This is a genomic window from Lysobacter stagni (assembly GCF_030053425.1).
Lineage (GTDB): Bacteria > Pseudomonadota > Gammaproteobacteria > Xanthomonadales > Xanthomonadaceae > Lysobacter_J > Lysobacter_J stagni.
This window is the reverse complement of sequence record NZ_JASGBI010000001.1, coordinates 2585365-2605736: the sequence shown is the minus strand read 5'-3', so window position 1 is coordinate 2605736 and position 20372 is coordinate 2585365. Positions and strand designations below refer to the sequence as shown.

The 20372-nt window shown below is 68.2% G+C and carries 13 protein-coding genes and 2 pseudogenes; 4 read left to right on the top strand and 11 right to left on the bottom strand.

From position 1 onward, the window contains the following. Positions 1-67: 67 nt before the first annotated feature. From gyrA to QLQ15_RS12075, 10 genes and pseudogenes are all read right to left on the bottom strand, one after another. Positions 68-2731: a DNA gyrase subunit A gene (gene gyrA / locus QLQ15_RS12115; RefSeq protein WP_283213022.1), complete on the bottom strand. Its 2664-nt coding sequence runs from the start codon at positions 2729-2731 to the stop codon at positions 68-70. A 326-nt stretch (positions 2732-3057) separates the two neighbouring features. Further along, the gene (mtnA, locus tag QLQ15_RS12110; RefSeq protein ID WP_283213021.1) at positions 3058-4113 is read right to left on the bottom strand and encodes an S-methyl-5-thioribose-1-phosphate isomerase; all 1056 of its coding nucleotides are present in this window, start codon (positions 4111-4113) and stop codon (positions 3058-3060) included. Positions 4114-4156: 43 nt separating this feature from the next. Beyond that, positions 4157-4897 carry a DUF3011 domain-containing protein gene (locus QLQ15_RS12105; protein WP_283213020.1) on the bottom strand — a complete coding sequence of 247 codons (741 nt, stop codon included), beginning with the start codon at positions 4895-4897 and terminating at the stop codon, positions 4157-4159. 123 nt (positions 4898-5020) lie between these two features. Further along, entirely contained in the window at positions 5021-5758 is a 738-nt protein-coding gene (locus QLQ15_RS12100; protein ID WP_283213019.1) for a DUF3011 domain-containing protein, read from the bottom strand. 88 nt (positions 5759-5846) lie between these two features. Continuing rightward, the gene (epmA, locus tag QLQ15_RS12095; protein ID WP_283213018.1) at positions 5847-6818 is read right to left on the bottom strand and encodes an EF-P lysine aminoacylase EpmA; all 972 of its coding nucleotides are present in this window, start codon (positions 6816-6818) and stop codon (positions 5847-5849) included. Positions 6819-6834: 16 nt separating this feature from the next. Then, positions 6835-7062: pseudogene (locus tag QLQ15_RS18370) on the bottom strand (BRCT domain-containing protein); the annotation flags it as partial. 197 nt (positions 7063-7259) lie between these two features. After that, positions 7260-9186 (bottom strand): annotated as a pseudogene (ligA, locus tag QLQ15_RS12090) (NAD-dependent DNA ligase LigA); the annotation flags it as partial. A gap of 205 nt (positions 9187-9391) precedes the next feature. Continuing rightward, positions 9392-10129 carry a cell division protein ZipA gene (gene zipA, locus QLQ15_RS12085; RefSeq protein WP_283213016.1) on the bottom strand — a complete coding sequence of 246 codons (738 nt, stop codon included), beginning with the start codon at positions 10127-10129 and terminating at the stop codon, positions 9392-9394. A gap of 105 nt (positions 10130-10234) precedes the next feature. Beyond that, complete coding sequence (gene smc, locus QLQ15_RS12080; RefSeq protein ID WP_283213015.1) at positions 10235-13738, bottom strand: chromosome segregation protein SMC; 3504 nt, start codon at positions 13736-13738, stop codon at positions 10235-10237. 192 nt (positions 13739-13930) lie between these two features. After that, positions 13931-15028: an ABC transporter ATP-binding protein gene (locus QLQ15_RS12075; RefSeq protein ID WP_283213014.1), complete on the bottom strand. Its 1098-nt coding sequence runs from the start codon at positions 15026-15028 to the stop codon at positions 13931-13933. A 178-nt stretch (positions 15029-15206) separates the two neighbouring features. On the opposite strand from QLQ15_RS12075, the gene QLQ15_RS12070 reads away from it, so the two are divergent. From QLQ15_RS12070 to QLQ15_RS12055, 4 genes are all read left to right on the top strand, one after another. Then, positions 15207-16598: a GH1 family beta-glucosidase gene (locus QLQ15_RS12070; protein ID WP_283213013.1), complete on the top strand. Its 1392-nt coding sequence runs from the start codon at positions 15207-15209 to the stop codon at positions 16596-16598. 251 nt (positions 16599-16849) lie between these two features. Further along, complete coding sequence (glk, locus tag QLQ15_RS12065) at positions 16850-17863, top strand: glucokinase (protein WP_283213012.1); 1014 nt, start codon at positions 16850-16852, stop codon at positions 17861-17863. A gap of 25 nt (positions 17864-17888) precedes the next feature. Next, on the top strand, positions 17889-18638 hold the full coding sequence (gene pgl / locus QLQ15_RS12060; protein WP_283213011.1) for a 6-phosphogluconolactonase: 750 nt from the start codon (positions 17889-17891) through the stop codon (positions 18636-18638). 108 nt (positions 18639-18746) lie between these two features. Next, entirely contained in the window at positions 18747-19511 is a 765-nt protein-coding gene (locus QLQ15_RS12055; RefSeq protein ID WP_283213010.1) for a hypothetical protein, read from the top strand. Positions 19512-19514: 3 nt separating this feature from the next. Here the strand turns inward: QLQ15_RS12055 and QLQ15_RS12050 are convergent, their stop codons facing one another. Next, a complete protein-coding gene (locus QLQ15_RS12050; RefSeq protein WP_283213009.1) occupies positions 19515-20363 on the bottom strand; it encodes an AraC family transcriptional regulator in 849 nt (282 codons plus the stop codon). Positions 20364-20372 lie beyond the last annotated feature (9 nt).

Genomic DNA, 20372 nt, shown 5'->3' with positions numbered 1-20372 from the left:
AATCGGCACCGCTGAAACGCAGACGCCGCCCGAAGGCGGCGTCCGTGTACTGCGATGGTGCGTTAGGTCAGGGCGACAGATCCGGCCCGGTCGACGTCGGCTCCTGCGTGCCTTCGGCCGCGCTTCCAAGCGTGCCCTCGGCGTCGCCTTCGTCCTCGTCCAGCGAGGCATCGACGCGTTCGATCGTCTGCAGGCTTTCCTCCGGCGCCATGCGCATCAGCGTCACGCCCTGCGTGTTGCGGCCGACCTGCGAGATCTCCGCCGCGCGCGTGCGGACCAGGGTGCCGCCATCGGAGATCAGCAGCACGTCGTGATGATCGGACAGCTGCACCGCACCGATCAGCTTGCCGTTGCGCTCGGTGGTCTTGAGCGCGATCACGCCCTGGCCACCGCGACCCTTGCGCGGGTACTCCTCCAGCGCGGTGCGCTTGCCGTAGCCGCGTTCGCTGGCGGTGAGGATGTCGCCATCGCCTTCGACCACGATCAGGCTGACGACGTACGCGCCGCCGGTGTCCTTGCCGACCTCGTCGCCCTCCTCGCCCTCCTCGCCTTCGGCCAGGCGGATGCCGCGCACGCCGGTGGCGGTGCGTCCCATCGAGCGGACCGCGTCCTCGGCGAAGCGCACGGCCTTGCCGTTGCTGGCGAACAGCATGACGTCGCGCTCGCCATCGGTCAGCGCGACATCGACCAGCGCGTCGCCGTCATCGAGGTTGATGGCGATCTTGCCGCGCTGCAGGCGGAAAGCGAATTCGGTGAGCGGCGTCTTCTTGACGGTGCCGTTGCGCGTGGCGAAGAAGACGTACCGGCCTTCCTCGTACTCGCGCACGGGCAGCACGGCCTGTACCTGCTCACCGGCTTCCAGCGGAATCCAGTTGATGATCGGACGGCCGCGCGCGTTCGGACCGGCATCGGGCAGCTGGTGCACCGGCAGCCAGAACACGCGGCCGGCGCTGGTGAAGGTGAGCAGCGTGTCGTGCGTGTTGACCAGCCACAGGTGGTCGATGAAATCCTCGTCCTTGGTCGACGCCGCGTTGCGCCCCTTGCCGCCGCGCTTCTGCGCGCGGTAGGTGCTGACCGGCTGACGCTTGGCATAGCCGGAGTGCGACAGCGTCACCACCACGTCTTCCGGCGCGATGAGGTCGAGGATGTCGAGGTCTTCCTCGCTGGCGCGGATCTCGCTGCGGCGCGCGTCGCCGAACTCTTCCTTGATGTTGCGCAGTTCCGTGCGGATCACCTCCAGCAGCACGCTGGGATCCTCGAGGATCTCGATCAGGCCGCGGATGGTTTCCAGCAGCAGCTTGTATTCCTCGGTGAGCTTGTCCTGCTCCAGGCCGGTGAGGCGGTGCAGGCGCATTTCCAGGATCTGCTGCGCCTGGGTCTCGGTCAGCTGGTAGCGGCCGTCGATCAGGCCGACGCCGGCCGGCAGGTCTTCCGGGCGCGAGGCATCGCTGCCGGCCGCGGCCAGCAGTGCGCCGACCAGGCCCGCTTCCCACGTGCGGGCGAGCATGCGTTCGCGCGCTTCGTTGGGGTTCGCCGACGTCTTGATCAGCTCGATCATCTCGTCGATGTTCGCCAGCGCGACCGTCAGGCCTTCCAAAATGTGGGCGCGCTGGCGTGCCTTGCGCAGCTCGAAGATGGTGCGGCGGGTGACGACTTCGCGGCGATGCCTGACGAAGACTTCCAGCAGCTCCTTGATGTTCAGCAGCTTCGGGCGGCCATCGACGATGGCGACCATGTTGATGCCGAACACCGACTCCATCTGGGTCTGCTGGTAGAGGTTGTTGAGCACGACCTCCGCCGATTCGCCGCGCTTGACCTCGATGTAGATGCGCATGCCGTCCTTGTCGGACTCATCGCGCAGCTCGCTGATGCCTTCGAGCTTCTTCTCCTTGACCAGCTCGGCGATCTTCTCGATCAGACGCGCCTTGTTGACCTGGTACGGGATTTCGGTGACGACGATCGCCTCGCGGCCGTTGTCGGCCACTTCCACCTCGGCGCGCGCACGCATGCGCACGCGGCCGCGGCCGGTCCGGTAGGCGGTGACGATGCCGGCGGTGCCGTTGATGATGCCGGCAGTGGGGAAATCCGGACCCGGGATGTAATGGATCAGGCCGTCGATGTCGATCGTCGGGTCGTCGATCAGCGCGATGGTCGCGTCGATCACCTCCGACAGGTTGTGCGGCGGGATGTTGGTCGCCATGCCCACGGCGATGCCCGCCGAGCCGTTGACCAGCAGGTTCGGCACGCGCGTCGGCAGGACGGTGGGCTCGAATTCCTTCTCGTCGTAGTTGGGCTGGAAATCGACGGTTTCCTTGTCGATGTCGGCCAGCAGTTCGTGCGTGAGGCGCGCCATGCGCGCTTCGGTGTATCGCATCGCCGCGGCGGCGTCGCCGTCGATCGAACCGAAGTTGCCCTGCCCGTCCACCAGCATGTAGCGCAGCGAGAACGGCTGCGCCATGCGCACCAGGGTGTCGTACACGGACGCGTCGCCGTGCGGGTGGTACTTACCGATGACGTCACCGACGATGCGCGCCGACTTCACGTACGGCTTGTTCGCATGCGTGCCCAGTTCGTTCATCGCGAACAGCACGCGACGGTGCACCGGCTTGAGGCCGTCTCGCGCATCCGGGAGCGCGCGCCCCACGATCACGCTCATGGCGTAATCGAGGTAACTGCGGCGCATCTCGTCTTCGAGGTTGACCGGGATGATTTCCTTGGCGAGTTCGGCCATCAGGTTTCCGTTCGATTGGTTGCCCGCAGCGGCTGCGGGCGGGATTCCCGCTGAAGCGAACGACCGGAACCCCGGCTCGGAACAACCGCGACGACAGCCCCTGCGGGCCCGTGCTGCAGCCCGCCTGCGGCGGCTTCAAAAGGACAGGAAATAGTAGCACGGACGCGCCCTTCACTGCAGCCTTAACCCGCACCAAAACAATCACTTGCGGGAGCTTTCGAGGACATTTTCGGGCGCAGCGACGCATCCGGTCGAACAGCGCGCGGACGGCGCGGACGTGCATGGCCCCGCGCACCTCCGCGGGCGCGCTCCGAGGGCCTTGAGACTCAGCCGAAGGCGGACTTCATCGCAGCTGCATCGGGGCGTTCAATGACGCCACGTTCGGTCACGATCGCGTCGATCAGCGCGTGCGGGGTGACGTCGAATACCGGGTTCCAGGCGCCGACGTCCTCCGCCGCCGTGCGCACGCCGCCGACGGCGAACAGCTCGCCCGGGTCGCGTTCTTCGATGTGGATGGCATCGCCGGAGGGCGTTTCCATGTCGACCGTGGAGGACGGCGCCACCACCATGAACTTCAGGCCGTGGTGGCGCGCGGCGATCGCCAGCTGGTAGGTGCCGATCTTGTTGGCGGTGTCGCCGTTGGCGCAGATGCGGTCGGCGCCGACCACCACCCATTGCACGTCGCCGGACTTCATCAGGTGGGAGGCCGCCGCGTCGGCGATCAGGGTCGGCGAGATGCCATCCTGCTGCAGCTCCCATACGGTCAGCCGTGCGCCCTGCAGCCAGGGGCGGGTTTCGCCGGCGAAGACCTTGTCGATGCGGCCTTCGGCGACGCCTGCACGGATCACGCCCAACGCAGTGCCGAAGCCCGCGGTCGCCAGCGAGCCGGTGTTGCAGTGCGTGAGCACGCCGCTGCCGGGGGCGATCAGCGCGGCACCCAGCGCGCCCATGCGACGGTTCGCCGCCAGGTCTTCGTCGGCGATGGCCTGCGCCTCGCGTGCCAGCACATCGCGCCAGTCCGCGCCCGCCGGGGCCAGCACGCGACGCATGCGCGCCAGCGCCCAGGCCAGGTTGACGGCCGTGGGACGGGCGGCGTTGAGGCGCTGCATCGCCGGCTCGAGTTTCGCCGCGGCATCCGCGCCATCGGTCGCGTCGACCGCACGCGACGCCAGCACCACGCCCCAGGCGGCGGCGATGCCGATGGCCGGCGCGCCGCGCACGGTCAGGGCGTGGATGGCGGCCGCCACGGCGTCGCTGTCGGCGCAGGTGACGTACTCGACCACGAACGGCAGCTTGCGCTGGTCCAGCAGTTCCAGGGCCTCGCCCGTCCAGCGGATCGGACGGATGCGGTCGTAACGGTCGAAATCGATCGGAGTGCTCATCCGTCGATTTTAACGGGCGACGCCGGCCGCGTCGCCCGCGGGTTCAGAACACCTGGAATTCGCCCCGGCAGCCGTTGCTCACCCACACGCCGTTGCGGTCCCAGCCCCAGCTGCGGCCTTCGACGCAGGCGGCCTTGGAGGCCTGGCGCACCAGGCGCGCATCGCGGCGCACGGTGGCATTGCAGCGCTGCTGGCGGTGATCGTCGGAGCCGCAGTACAGGGTCTGGCCCGAACCCCAGCCGCCCCCATGACCGCCGCCGTTGCCACCACCATTGCCGCCTCCGTTGCCGCCGCCCCAGCCACCGCCGCCGTACCCGCTGGCGAATTCGGCGCGGCAGCCGCCGTTGACCCAGACGTAACCGCGACCCGTACCCCAGGTTCGGCCTTCCACGCACGCCGTCTTCGAGTACTGGCGCACCAGCACGATGCGGCGTCCGTCGATGGGGCACTGGCGGTAACGGCTGTCGTTGGAGTCGCAGCGCACGGTGTCGTTACCGTTACCGTTACCGTTGCCGCCATTCCATCCGCCGCCCGCGTTGCCGCGGCCCAGGGAGAATTCCGCGCGGCACCCGTTGTTCACCCACACACCGCGGCGGTCGTACCCCCAGTCGCGCCCCTCGCTGCAGGCCGACTTGGAAATCTGACGGGACAGGCGCACGCCGCCGCGCGTGTCGGCGGCGCATTCGCGGTAACGGTTGTCGTTTGAATCGCAACGCACGGTGTCCTGTCCACCGCCGTACTGCGCCGATGCGGGCTGCATCCACAGCGCCGCGGGAATGGCCATCAACAGAAAGAAACCCCGGATCCCCTGCAACATAGTGCGTCCTTTTCCATGCCAGTCTTTCGCGCCACTCTAGCGACGAAAACTTAACGCCAACCCCACCGAGCGGACGGGGCGTGAAGCGATTCAGCCGCCGCTTTGTTCCTGGGCCGTGCCGTTGGCGCCCAGTTCGAATTCGGCACGGCAGCCCTCTTCCACCCAGATGCCGCCCTCGTCCACGCCCCAGCTGCGTCCTTCCACGCAGGCCGATCGCGACAGTTGGCGGAACAGGCGCACGCCGTGACGGGTATCGGCGGGGCAATGGCGCGGCAGGCTGTCGTTGGAATCGCAGCGGACGATCTCGCCGCGCGGCGCCTCGTTGGCCACGTCGACCATCATGCGGAACTCGGCCCGGCAGCCACCGGACACCCACACGCCGCGCGCGTCGGCGCCCCAGTGCTGGCCGCGGATGCAGGGATTCTTCGACAACTGGCGCACCAGCTCCACGCCTGCGCGCGTCTCGGCCGGGCAATGCTGCCAACGGTTGCCACGCGATTCGCAGCGCAGCAGCTTGGTGCCGTACCCCGTGCCGACGCTGCCGCCATAACCGAGCACGAAATCGGCGCGGCAGCCCTCGCTCACCCACACGCCGGACGCGTTGACGCCCCAGCTCTTGCCTTCGTCGCAGTTCGACCGCGACAGCGTGCGCAACAGACGGACGCCGCCACGCACGTCGACCGGACACAGATTGGGTTCCCCGCCCTTGGATTCGCAGCGCAGGACGCGATCACCGTAGAAACGCCCGCCCGACTCCTGCGCGACCGCGTCCGGTGCGCCCAGTACACCCAGTGCCGCAAGCAACGCCGAAGCCAACCAGCCGCGCATCAATGCACCCCTGCATTCCACGCAACCACTCTAAACGGTCCCTGCGAAAACCGACATCAACACCGTCGCCCCGGGCGAAACCGCGACGTCAGGCACGGGCGAAGTCGAACGCGAGCACATCGGCAATCCGCCCCGTCCCCGCCAGGGCCATCATCAGCCGGTCCATGCCCAGCGCGACGCCGGCGCACTGGGGGAAGCCGGCCGCCAGGCCCTGCAGCAGGCGCTCGTCGCGCGGGGGCAACGCATTGTCGCGCTCGCGTCGCACTTGCAGGTCGCGATCGAAACGCGCGCCCTGCTCCGCGGCGTCGGCCAGTTCGTGATAGCCGTTGGCCAGCTCGAGCGGGCCCAGGTACAGCTCGAAGCGCTCCGCGACCGGCACCGCATCGGCGCGCACCCGCGCCAGCGCGCACTGGGATGCCGGGTAGTCGTACACGGCCAGCAACTGGTCGGGCGGGAACGCCGGCTGCAGGCGGTGCGTCATCAGCAGGTCCAGCCAGTCGTCGCGGGTCAGCCCTGCCGGATCGATGACGACATCGCCCAGCGCGCGACGCAGCACGTCCACGCTTGCGCTGGCCGGGTCGATGCCCAGGCCTTCGCGGTACAAGGTGTGGTAGTCCACGCGCACCAGCGTGGCGGTGCGCCCGACCAGCGCCAAGGCGACCTGCACCAGTTCCGCGGTTTCCTCGATCAGCCGGTGGTGATCCCAGCCCAGCCGGTACCACTCGAGCATGGTGAATTCCGGGTTGTGCCGTCCGCCGGCTTCGCCATCGCGGAACACGCGGCCCAGCTCGTAGCAATCGCCGAAGCCCGCCGCGAGCAACCGCTTCAACGGGTATTCCGGCGAGGTACGCAGCCAGCGGGTACGCGGCCCGCCGTCGGTGCGACCGCTGAATTCCAGATGGAACGAGGCGATGTTGGGATCGGTATTGCCGGCCATCGACATGACCGGCGTTTCGACCTCGGTCACGCCGCGCTGCGCGAAGAAGGCGCGCACGGCGGCGTTGAGGCGCGCGCGCAGGCGCAGTGCGTCGAAGCTTGCGGTGGGCTGCCAGTCGTTCATTCGTCGATGCGGACCGTCATTGGCCGTGTTTGGCGAGGAATGCCAGCAGCCGTTCCTCGTCCCAGATCTCCACGCCCAGTTCCTGCGCCTTGTCGAGCTTGGAACCGGCAGCTTCACCGGCAACGACGAAGCTGGTCTTCTTCGACACGCTGCCCGCAACCTTCGCGCCCAGCGCCTCGAGCTTCGCCTTGGCCTCATCGCGACTCAGACCCGACAACGTGCCGGTGAGCACGGCCGTCTGGCCATCGAGCGGCCCGGCTGACGTGACCTCCACCGCTGGCGTCAACGCTTCAAGCTTCGCCAGCGCTTGGCCGCCGGCGTCGAGCAGCGCGGCGTTGCCGGGATTTTCCAGCCATTCCGCCAGCGCTTGCGCGGTGTCGTTCGGCAGGCCGGCGGCGACGTAATTGTGCTGCGGCGCATCGAGCACCGACTGTGCGGACGGGAACGCCGTGGCCAGCTGTTCGGCACGGATCTTCGTGACCTTCGGGATCTCCAGATCCACCAGCAACGAGGCAAGGTCCAGCCCATCGCGCAACTTCGCGCTGGGCGCATGCGTGTCGGTGACGGTCACCTTGCGCGCGAGCAGGTCGTCGATGACCTGCTGGTTGCCCGGCTGGTCGAAGAAGTGACCGATCGCGCGCGCGACTTCACCGCCCACGTCGGGCACTCGCTTGAACAGCGGCCATGGGAGGCGGCGGATCAGGTCGATGTCGCCGAACCAGGCCGCCAGCGCCTTCGCGGTGCTCTCGCCCACGTGCTGGATGCCCAGCGCGTAGAGGAAGCGCTCCAGCGTGGTGTTGCGGCTGTGGTCGATGGCTTCGATCAGGTTCTCGGCCCACTTGGTGGCGACCTTGCCGGACTTCACCGTTTCCGGCGTCGTCCCGTCGCGCTCGTCGGCGCGGCGCTTCATCTCCAGCAGGTCGTCCAGGTCCAGCTTGTACAGGTCCGCGACCGACTGCAGGTAGCCCAGGTCCGACAGGTCCTCGATGAAGCGTTCGCCCAGACCTTCGATGTCCATCGCGCGACGCGAGGCGAAGTGGCGGATGGCCTCCTTGCGTTGCGCGGCGCAGGTCAGTTCGCCCGAGCAGCGCCACACCGCCTCGCCTTCCTCGCGCACGATCTCCGAACCGCACACCGGGCACTGCGTGGGCATCTGCCATTGCGGTGCGTGCGGGTCGCGGTACTCGGGCACCACGCGCACGATCTCGGGAATCACGTCGCCGGCACGACGCACGATCACCGTGTCGCCGATGCGCACGTCCAGACGCGCGATCTGGTCGGCGTTGTGCAGCGTGGCATTGGTGACGACGACGCCCGCCACCTGCACCGGCTTCAGGCGCGCCACGGGCGTCGCCGCGCCGGTGCGGCCGATCTGGATGTCGATGCCTTCCAGCACGGTGGACTGTTCCTGCGCCGGGAACTTGTGCGCGATGGCCCAGCGCGGCGCGCGCGAAACGAAGCCCATCTCGCGCTGGCCGTCGTAGTCGTCCAGCTTGTAGACCACGCCATCGATGTCGAACGGAAGGCCGTCGCGCTTGTCGCCCATCGCGCGGTAGTAGCCGAGCAGGCCGTCCTTGCCGGCCACCACGTCATTGAGCGCGCTGACCGGGAAACCCCAGTCGCGCAGACGGGCCAGCGTTTGCGAATGCGTCGGTGGCAGGTCGAAGCCTTCCACCACGCCGATGGCATAGGCGTAGAACGACAACGGCCGCTGCGCGGTGATGCGCGGATCGAGCTGGCGCAGCGAACCGGCCGCGCCATTGCGCGGATTGGCCAGCACCTTGCCGCCCTCCTTCACCGCGCGCTCGTTGTAGGCCTTGAACGCGGCCAAGGGCATGAACACCTCGCCGCGCACTTCCAGCACGTCCGGCCAACCCTGGCCGCGCATCTGGAGCGGAATGGCCTTGATGGTGCGCAGGTTGGCGGTCACGTCCTCGCCGGTGGCGCCATCGCCGCGCGTGGCGCCCTGGACGAAGCGGCCGTTCTCGTAGCGAAGGCTGATGGCCAGTCCGTCCAGCTTGGGCTCGACCGAGAATTCCGGTGCGCGGCGGCCCAGCTTCTCTTCGATCCGGCGTTCGAAATCGGCCACTTCCTCATCGGTGAACGCATTGCCCAACGACAGCATGGGAATGACGTGGCGCACCTCCTGGAAGGTGCCGCTGGGTGCAATGCCCACACGCTGCGTGGGCGAATCGGGCGCGACCAGCGTGGGATTGGCGGCTTCCAGTTCCTGCAGTTCGCGCAGCATCGCGTCCCATTCCGCGTCGGGAATCGATGGGTCGTCGAGGACGTAGTAGCGATGGTTGGCGTCGTCGATGCGCTGGCGCAGCTCGGCGATGCGGTCGGCGGGAGCGGAAGTCTTGGCCACGTGCGGTCCGGTATGCGGCGGAGAGCGCAATTATTCTGCGGGCGCCGACGTGATGGCGAAAGCGCCGGAGTTCGTCATTCCCGCGAAGGCGGGAATCCAAGGGTCCGGAACGACTCCGCTCTTCGCAGGTGTTGGCGCATGCAAGCCTGGATCCCCGCCTTCGCGGGGATGACAGCTGCGGATGGCTCGCTGCCGTTCGAGGAACTCACCACCGCGCCGGCTTGGTCAGCGGCGGTGCTTCGCGCTGGCGGTCGTAGGCGCGCAGTTCGTCGCGGATGTGGGCGATGCGCTGGCGGCCGAGCGCGTTGCGCTGCTCGTCCAGCACCACGCCGTCCAGCAGTTCGGCCATGCGCTGCGCGGTGGGCAGCATGGTTTCCCATGCATCCAGCGCGTTGACTGGCGCCGGCAGCGTGAGGAAGAAGGCGATGGCGGGCGTTTCGAGCGCCTGGATGTTCGCCATGTCGAAGCTGCCCGGCTTCATGATGTTGGCCACGCTGAAGACCGGGCCGCGTTCCGGATGGTTCTCGACCAGACGATGGAACACGCCCATGTGGCCGTAGACCAGGCCCGCCTTCTCTGCCGCGACGACGATGTCCGGGCCATGCAGCTTGGCGCCCGCTCTGGCGGCCAGGTACAGGGTGACGATCTTGTCGAACTCTTCGGTCGTGCGACGGCCCAGCTCGCTGTTGGCGCCGCCTTCCAGCGTGCGGTCGAACAGTTCCAGCTCGGCCTGCGTGGTGGATTCCCCGGCACTGCGGCCCTGCGCGAGGTCGCGCTCGATCTGCTCGCCCAGCGTGGGCTCGTGGCGGACGCTCTCGCCGGTCTCGCGCGGCACGCGCTTGCCCTGTCCGGGCTTGCGGGGGCGACCGAAGAACACGATCGCGGCAATCAGCACCAGGCCGGCGATCAGGATGCCGATCCGCAGCAGGGTCATGTCGGACATCGATGAGCTCCTTACGGATTCACGGATTCACAAATGTAGAACGGCAGCGCACGGAAGGGAACGAACGCGAACGCACGCGCAGCGGTCGTTCCCCCTTGCCTGTCCTTACGCCACGCCAGCCAGACGCGAGGCCTCGGCCAGATCCACCGACACCAGGCGACTGACGCCCGGCTCGCGCATGGTCACGCCCGAGAGCTGTTGCGCGGCTTCCATCGTCGCCTTGTTGTGGGTGACGAACAGGAACTGTACCTGCTCGCTCATCTCGCTGACCATCTGCGCCAGACGACCCACGTTCGCTTCGTCCAGCGGTGCGTCCACCTCGTCGAGCAGGCAGAACGGCGCCGGGTTGAGCTGGAAGATGGCGAACACCAGCGCCACCGCGGTCATCGCCTTCTCGCCACCGGACAGCAGCGAGATGCTCGACACGCGCTTGCCCGGCGGGCGCGCCATGATCGACACGCCGGTGTCCAGCAGGTCCTCGCCGGTGAGTTCCAGGTACGCGTGGCCGCCGCCGAACAGACGCGGGTACAGCTGCTGCACGCCGCTGTTGACGCGGTCGAAGGTGTCCTTGAAGCGGCCGCGGGTCTCGCGGTCGATCTTGCGGATGGCCTCTTCCAGCGTTTCGAGCGCGGTCGTCAGGTCCGTGTTCTGCGCGTCGAGATAGTCCTTGCGCTGCGCGGCCTCGGCGTGTTCCTGGATGGCGGCCAGGTTGACCGGCTCCAGTCGGCGCAGCTTGCCGTCCAGGTCGGAGACGGCACGTTCCCAGACCTGCGCGTCCATGTCGTCGGTGAGCGTGTTGACCACGTCCTCCAGCACGAAGCCCGCCTCGATCACCGCCGCCGACAGCTGCTCGGCCTTGAGCACCAGCGCCTGCTGCTCCAGACGGCGCTGGCCGATGGCCTCGCGCTGCTGGATGGCCTGGTCGTCGCGCTGGTGGCGGACCTGTTCGAACCGGCGCAGGTCGTTGTCGATGCCGTCCAGCGTGGATCGCGCGATGGTGAGGTTCTGCTCGGTCAGCACGCGCTGCTCCAGCGCGACCTGACGCTGCTCCTCGAGCACGGCGACCGGATCGTCGCCTTCGTGCAGCTGCGCGGACAGTTCGCCCAGCCGCGTGTCGAGCTGGCCGCGCTGGCCACCCATGCGCGAGAGCGCCTGCTCCAACGCGGCGATCTGGGTGCGCTGCGATTCCAGCGTCAGTGCCAGCGCGTGCGCGGTGTCGCGCGATTCGCGGGCGACGTTGCGCGCCTGGTCGCGGGCTTCGCCCAGCGTGCGACGCTGGGTTTCCAGCGACAGGCGCGCGTCTTCCAGTTCGGTCATGCGCACGACCGCCTCTTCCTGGCGGTTGCGTGCCTCGCGTGCCTGGTCCTGCGCGGCTTCCAGGTTCTGCGACAGTTGCGCCAGTTCGGCGTCGATCTTCTCGATGCGCGAGCGCGCGCTGTCCAGCCGACCCTGCTGGCTCTGCAGCTGGCCGGCGATTTCGGACACGCTGCGATGCGCCATGTACAGCGCGCGCTGGGCGTCCTCGCGAAGCTGCTCGGCCGCCAGCGTGCGATCGCGCAGCTGCACCAGGATGGAGTCGAGTTCGCGCTCGCGGGACTGCAGCGCATCGATCTCGCCGCGCAGCGACTGGATCTCGCGCTCGCGCAGCAGGGCGCCCTGCTGGGCTGCGCCGGAACGCAGCACCCGCACCCAGCCCGCGCCGATGCGCTCGCCGCTGCGGGTGATGACGGACTCGCCCTCGCCCAGGCGCGGCAGCAGCGCACGGGCATCGGACAGCGTGTCGGCCGCGTGCAGGCGGGCGAGGATGCGGCGGATCGCGATCGGGCCGCGCACCTTCGAGGCCAGCGAGGTGGACGCGAATTCGACCGCATCGTTGTGTGGATCGACCAGTGCCAGGCGGCCGTCGCCCAGTTCGCCGATGGCGTCCACCAGCGACTCGGGCGATTCCACCAGCACGCCTTCGATCATCTGGCCCAGCGCGCTTTCGACGGCGTTTTCCCAGCCGGCCTCGACCTGCAGCGCTTCGCCCACGCGTGTGGCCGAATCCAGGCCGCGCGCCTTCAGCCAGCTCAGCGCGGCGCCCTGTTCCTGCCCCAGCGCGGCGTGCTGCAGGGCTTCCAGGGACGACAGACGGCCACGTGCGGCCTGCGCCTGCTTGCGCACTTCGGCCTGTTCGGACTGCGAGGCACGCTGCTGCTCCTGCAGGTCGCCCAGGGCCGACTTGCGGGTTTCCAGCTCCTCGCTGAGGTTGTCGATCGAGAACTTCTGCGTTTCGTGCTGTTCCTGCAGCGCGGCGAAGGACTCGCTCAGCGCGGTCAGGTCCAGGCCGGAACGTTCGTTGTTCAGCGTCTCGCGGCGACGGTCGGCTTCCAGGACCTGGCGGTCCAGGTGTTCGATGCGGGTGCGCTCGACGTCGGCGGCGCGCGCCGCTTCGGACTGTGCCCGGCTGTGCTGGTCCCAACGCTGCTGCCAGTCGTTGAGCGCGGCCTCGGCCTCGCGCAGCGCCTCCTGGCGCATACCGTCCTCGTCGCGCAGCTGTTCCAGCTTCGGTTCGGTCTCGGCCATCGCCGTGCGCAGCACGTCGAGCTTGGTCTGGTCGCTGCCGATGTGCTCGCCCAGTTCGGCCAGTGCGGCCATGGCTTCGTCGCGCGCCTTCTGCAGGCGCGTGGCCATTTCACGCTGGTGCTGGATCTGCTGTTCGACGCGGGCCAGCGTGCCGCTGACCTCATAGCTGGCGGCCTGCGCCTTGTTGAGGCCTTCGGCGGCTTCCTCGCGCTTGACGCGGCCGACTTCGATCTCGCGCTCGGCCTCGCGCTGTTCGGCGATCAACTGCTGCAGGCGGGTTTCCTGCGTGTTGAGCTTCTCGCGCTGGGCCTGCAGTTTCTGGTCCAGCGCACGGTGTTCCAGCGCCTTCCACTCCGCGTCCTTGACCTTACGCTCGGCCTGGATGGTCTGGTACTGCTCGGCCTGGCGCGCCTGGCGCTTGAGGTGCTCGAGCTGCTTGCCGACTTCCTCGCGCAGGTCGCTGAGGCGATCCAGGTTCTCGCGCGTGTGGCGGATGCGCGTTTCGGTTTCCTTGCGGCGTTCCTTGTACTTGGAGATGCCGGCGGCTTCTTCCAGGTAGATGCGCAGTTCTTCGGGCTTGGCCTCGATGACCTGCGAGATCATGCCCTGCTCGATGATCGAGTAGCTGCGCGGGCCCAGGCCTGTCCCGAGGAACAGGTCGGTGATGTCGCGGCGGCGGCACTTGGCGCCGTTGAGGTAGTACTGGCTGGTACCGTCGCGGCTGACCGTGCGCTTGACCGAGATCTCGTTGAACGCGGCGTACTCGCCGGTGATGGTGTGGTCGGCGTTGTCGAAGATCAGTTCGACCATCGCCTGCGACACCGGCTTGCGCGCGGACGAGCCGGCGAAGATCACGTCGGTCAGCGAGTCGCCGCGCAGGCGGCTGGCCGAGCTCTCGCCCATCACCCAGCGCACGGCGTCGATGATGTTCGACTTGCCGCAGCCGTTGGGACCGACGATGCCGGTCATGTTGGTCGGCAAATGCAGCGTGGTCGGATCGACGAAGGATTTGAAACCGGAGAGCTTGATCGTGGACAGACGCATGCGGCGGGGTGGCCTCTGGCACGCCGCGTGGGGCGGCCGTGGTTACCTTGAAGGATCAGATTTAGCTTCCAACCTGCTGATTCTGCTGGAAGACGCGCCCGTTTTCGGGTGCGGATTCCCGCGAGTATAGCCGCTGCGGGGCCGCCGTTCCGGGCCGCACGGAACCGGATGACGCAAGTTTGGCGCGGGGCGTCAGCCGTCGAGGCGGCGGCCGCTTTCGGGGTCGAAATAATGCAGGTGCGCCGGATCGTGCCCCAGGTGGACGGTCTGCCCGACCTGCGGCAGATGGCGCGGCGACAGGCGGACGATGAGCTCGGAGCCGCCGCAGTCCAGGTTGAGGAAGGCCTCGTTGCCGACCGGCTCGACCGTCTCCACCCGCCCGCTGAAGTCGGCCGCTGCGGAGGTGAGGTGCAGGTCTTCGGGGCGCAGGCCGACGGTCAGGCGCCGACCCAGGTAACCGCGCACCGTGGCGGCAAGTCCGCCCTCGGGATGCAGGGGCAATGCGACGCCGTCGCCGACGCGAAGCTCCAGGCCTTCACCGCGCGCGGCCACCTCGCCCTGCAGCAGGTTCATGCGGGGGCTGCCCAGGAACGTCGCCACGAACAGGTTCGCCGGCCGGTTGTACAGCGCCATCGGCGTATCGATCTGCTGGATGCGGCCCTTGTCCAGCACCACGATGCGCTGGCCCAGCGTCATCGCCTCGACCTGGTCGTGGGTGACATAGACCATCGTGGTGCCCAGCTGCCGATGCAGGCGCGCGATCTCCACGCGCGTGGACGCACGCAGCTTGGCGTCCAGGTTCGACAGCGGCTCGTCCAGCAGGAACACCTGCGGCTTGCGCACCAGCGCACGGCCCAGCGCCACGCGCTGACGCTGCCCGCCCGACAGCGCGGCGGGTTTGCGGTCCAGCAGCGGCTCCAGTTCCAGCATGGCCGCCGACTCGCGCACGCGACGGGCGACCTCGGCCTTGTCCGTGCCACGCAACGTCAGGCCGAAGCCCAGGTTCTCGGCCACCGTCATGTGCGGATACAGCGCGTAGCTCTGGAAGACCATCGCGATGTCGCGGTCTTTCGGCGCGACATCGTTCACGCGCCGCTCGCCGATGCGCAGCTCGCCGGAGGTGATTGCCTCCAGCCCCGCGATCATGCGCAGCAACGTCGACTTGCCGCAGCCCGACGGCCCCACCAGCACCAGCAGCTCGCCATCGCCGATCTCGAACGTCGCATCGTCCACGCCCACGAACCCATTGGGGTACACCTTGCGCAGGCGGTCCAGCGTGACGTTGGCCATGAATTCTCCGGGTGGCCCCTGATGGCGTGGCCGAAGTGATCGCCTTCGGCGTTTTCGATTGTCGGCGATGCATTTACCGCCAGCGTCGGCTATCCTGCCATGTAACCGTTTTCATGCCTATCGCCCCACCCGTCCATGGTCTGCCGCGGCGCGGCCGACCCTCCAGGCAGAGCCACTGATGAGTCAACCCGCCGGTTCCGATACGTTCGCATTCCCCAAGGGCTTCCTGTGGGGTGCCGCCACCGCCGCGCACCAGATCGAAGGTTCGCCACTGGCCGACGGCGCCGGCCCCAGCATCTGGACGCGCTTCGCGCACACCCCGGGGATGATGCTCAACGGCGACACGGGCGATGTGGCCTGCGATCACTACAACCGCTGGAAGAGCGACGTGAAGCTGATGAGCGAGCTGGGCCTGCAGGCCTACCGCTTCAGCGTCTCGTGGTCGCGCATCCTGCCCGACGGCACGGGCCGGGTGAACCAGAAGGGACTGGATTTCTATTCGCGCCTGGTCGACGAACTGCTCAACCACGGCATCGAACCGCTGCTCACGCTGTACCACTGGGACCTGCCGGCGGCGCTGGACGACCGCGGCGGCTGGCTCAACCGCGACATCGCCGACTGGTTCGCCGAATACGCCAGCGTGATGTACCGCGAACTCGACGGCCGGGTGAAGAAGTGGGTCACCCACAACGAGCCGTGGGTGGTGACCGATGGCGGCTACCTGCACGGCGCGCTGGCGCCGGGCCATCGCAGCAAGTTCGAGGCCCCCATCGCCTCGCACAACCTGATGCGCGCGCACGGCGCGGCGGTGAAGGCGTACCGCGAACTGGGCAAGCACGAGATCGGCCTGGTGGTGAACATCGAACCGAAGTACGCCGCAACGGATTCGGCCGAGGACGCCGCCGCGGTGCGCCGCGCGCACGCGTACATGAACGAGCAGTACCTGCATCCCGCCCTGCTCGGCCACTACCCGCCGGAGCTGAAGGAGATCTTCGGCAACGCCTGGCCCGAATGGCCGGCGGAGGATTTCGAGCTGATCAAGCAGAAGCTCGATTTCGTCGGCATCAACTACTACACACGCAGCGTCACCAAGGCGGCCGAGAGCTACCCGCTCAACACCGGCGTGGTGCGCCAGCCGCTGGGCACGTACACCGAGACCGGCTGGGAAGTGTTCCCGCAGGGCCTGATCGACCTGCTGCTGTGGTTCAAGCAGACCTACGGCGACCTGCCGGTGTACATCACCGAGAACGGCGCGGCGTTCTTCGATCCGCCGACCGCCTCCGTCGACGAGAACGGCAACCGTCGCGTGCGCGACCCGCTGCGCATGGACTACCTGCGCAAGCACCTGTCCGCGATCCACGAGGCCATCGCCGCCGGCGTGGACATCCGTGGCTACATGCTGTGGTCGCTGCTGGACAACCTGGAATGGTCTCTGGGCTATTCCAAGCGCTTCGGCATGGTGCACGTGAATTACGCCACCCAGGAGCGCACCCCCAAGGACAGTGCGCGCTGGTATTCGGAGGTCATCCGCACGCATGGCCGCAAGCTCGCCGATCCGCTGCCGTATTGATCGCGGCTCGTCCGTCTTTTCGCGGACCGGCTTTTTTACGGACGGGTCCCGTTGCCATCCCCTCCCTCGGCAACGGGCCCCCTCCGTCTCTTTAATTGGTTTCATCGGCGACTGATTTCGTATTCAATCGCCGCGGCGCCGCTTCGACGGCCACGATCGAACACAGACGGCTGACAAGCGTTTACCCTGCCGACGGCACCGCGGCGACCCGCCGCCTCCCATGACCCTCGTGCGACCGTGGTGGTGATTCCTTGAGCGCTCCCGCTTCCCAGATCGACCCGCGTCCCGCCGACGCCCTGCTGGCCGACATCGGCGGCACCAACGCGCGCTTCGCGCTCGCGCGGCAGGACGAGATCTCACCGCTGCTGATGGACAGCGTGCGCGAGTTCGCCGTCGCCGACTTTCCCTCGCTGGCCGACGCCGCGCAGCACTACCTCGACACCACCGGCGCCAGCGCACGCACGGGCGTGTTCGCCGTGGCCGGGCGCGTGGATGGCGACGAGGCGCGCATCACCAACCATCCGTGGGTGATCTCCGGTGCGCGCACGCGCGATGCGCTGGGGCTGGAGTCGGTGCGACTGGTCAACGATTTCGCGGCACAGGCCATGGGCGCCTCGCTGCTGACGCCACGCGACGTGGTGCCCATCGGCGGGACCGCATGGCGCGGCCATGACCGCGAGGACCGCACCTTCGCCATCATCGGCGCCGGCACGGGCCTGGGCGTCGGCGGCCTGCTGCGCCGCGACGGGCGCCATTACCCGCTGCAGACCGAAGGCGGACACGTCAGCTTCGCGCCGAACTCACCGGAAGAGATCGAGATCCTGCAGCGCATGTCGGGCGAGTTCGGCCGTGTGTCGAACGAGCGGCTGGTGAGCGGCATGGGGCTGGTCAATCTGTACCGCACGCTCAGCGCGATGGCCGGCGACGATCCCGGCCCGATCCACCCCGCCGACGTCACCGGACGGGCGAAGGACGGCGACGCGCGCGCACTGCGCACCATCGACATCTTCTGTGCGGTCTTCGGCGCCGCCGCCGGCGACCTGGTGCTGACCCTGGGCGCGTGGGACGGCGTGTTCCTGACTGGCGGTCTGGTGCCCAAGCTGCTCAATTCGATCGCGCATTCCGGCTTCCGCCAGCGCTTCGAGTACAAGGGCCGATTCGCGGCCGTGATGGGCCGCGTGCCGACGCTCGCGGTCGTCCACCCGCAGTCGGGCCTGCTCGGCGCGGCCGCGCTGGCCCAGGACCCCCGGCACACCCAAAGTTGAAGCGCCCTGTGCGAGGATCGGCCCCATGGTCGATGATCGCGCCACGGGTTCTGCCCATGTCGAAGCGCCCGTGGCGCGACATGTGCTGCACGTGCATCCCAACCACGAGGTATGGACTTGGGCGGTCGCGGTCGCCATCGCCGCGGACCTGCGCCGCGAACTGGTCCTGCAACCGCGCGCGCGCCTGCTGCTTTCCGGGGGCACCACACCGGGCCCGGTCTATCACGCACTCTCGCAGGCGCCGCTCGACTGGGACCGCGTCGACGTGGGTCTGGTGGACGAACGCTGGCTGCTTCCGGACGACCCCGACAGCAACGCACACCTCGTTCGCACCGAACTGCTGCAGGACCGCGCCGCGACCGCGCACTTCGAACCGATGACGCAGGCCGGCCGCCACATCGAAGGGGCCGTGGCCACCGCCAACGCACATGCGCGCCGGCAAGCCACCGTCGCCGTGCTGGGCATGGGCGAGGACGGCCACACCGCATCACTGTTTCCCGGCATGGCGGACCTGGAACGCGTGATGCACAGTCCGCGCGATTACGCCGCGGTCGATGCGCACGGTTGCGCCGGCGCGCGCGAATGGCCGCGCCGCATCAGCCTCACGCCGCACGGCATGGCGCGCATCCCTCATCGCCTGCTGCTGTTGCAGGGCGAGCGCAAGCGCGCGGTGTTCGAACAGGCCCTGGAATCGGGCGACCCACACCGCTGGCCGATTCTCGCCGCGCTGGAAGGCAACCCGGCCATGCCGCTGCAGGTGCACTGGCACGCCTGAGGGATCGCTTCACGCCGGCTCGCGTTGCTGCCCTGCGACATCGTCGAGGAGATGTGGCGCGCATCGACGACGGGCTATGATCCATGCGGGGATGCAAGGGGGCGCGACATGGACCTGTCGATGTGGATCATGGGGATCTATCTGGTCATGGGCCTCCTTGGCCTGTTCCTGTTTCGCGCAGGCGCGCTGAAGAACGGCATCGACAGCCCATCGCCGGCCTGGCGGTATACCTGCCGGTTCTTCACCTACGGCTTCTGCAACCTGCTGTCGTGCTTCATCTCGCCCGCGATCTACGGTGCGTTCTTCGAGTTCGAGCGCGGGGAGGCGTCGATGCCCGAACTCGTGCTGCTGCTTGGCCCCATGCCATTGGCGGTGCTGTTCTATCTGGGCGCGACGAGGATGATGCGCGCGGGCCAGCGGCGCGAACGCAGCCTGCAGCGCAGGCTCGGCCTGCTTCCAACGTTTGTGCCGGGTCGGCCACCGCCCGAGGTCCGCTCGCGCGGGGGCGATTTCAAGGCGATCGATGTGCACGATCCCGAGATGGTGCGCGAGCTGGCGCGCCGCCACTGGCAGGAACTCAATCACGCCCTCGCCTCCAACGGCGATCCGTCCCAGGCGGATCTCGCACAACGGGCCTTCCTCGACGCGTTCGTGCCCACGCTCGCGCCGGAGCTGCGTGCGAAGGTCCACGATGCGTACATGCAGGAAAGCGAGGAGCACCTGAAGGAATTCGCACGCCTGTCCGCGCTACGGCGCGATCGCGTTCGGGACCAGATGGAGCTGCGCAGAAGAATCGGCCGCAGGGCCTATGTCCTGCTGGGCGTGCTGATCGGAGGCTGGCTCCTGCTCGCGCTGTGGGTCAGCCTGTCCTGATCCTCACACCTGCGGCAGGCTGCGCGAGCGCCCCACCTCCGAGCGCGGCGGCGCGCCGAACAGACGCTTGTACTCGCGACTGAACTGCGACGGGCTCTCGTAGCCGACGTGGCGCGCGGCAGACATCGCCTCCATGCCGCCGGCCATCATCAGCCGGCGCGCTTCGTGCAGACGCAGGTGTTTCTGGAACTGCAACGGCGACATCGTCGTCACCGCCTTGAACTGGTGATGGAACGACGACGTGCTCATGTGCACGGTGCGCGCGAGGTCGTCGATGCTCAACGCTTCCAGATAGTTCTCGCGCAGCATCGACACCGCGCGTGCGATGCGGCTGGAGCGCGTATCGGTCATCGCCAGTGCGCGCAGGCGATGGCCCAGCTCGCCGGTAAGCACGCGGTAGAGGATCTCGCGCCGCGCCATCGGCGCCAGTACGGCCAGGTCGTCGGGCGCATCGAGCAGGCGCATCAACCGCAGCACGGCGTCCATCAGCGGGGCGTTGACGCGCGCCGCGTACAGGCCGGTGTCGATGCCCACCGGTGCGGACGCCTGCCCGGCATCCGCCAGCAGGCTGGCCACGTCATCCGGGTCGATGTCCAGGCGCACGGACAGATACGGCTCTTCCGGCGTGGCTTCGATCACCTGTCCCGACACCGGCAACGTCACCGACACCACCAGGTAATTGAGCGCGTTGTAGTGATAGGTCTGCCCGGCCAGCGTCGCGGTCTTGGAGCCCTGCGCCACGATCACCAGACGCGGCTCGTACACGGCCGGCATGCACTCGGTGGGCTGGCTGATCCGCACCACGCTCAACGGCCCGAACGCGGTACCGTGCACGCCGTCCGATGGAGCCAATCGGGCAAT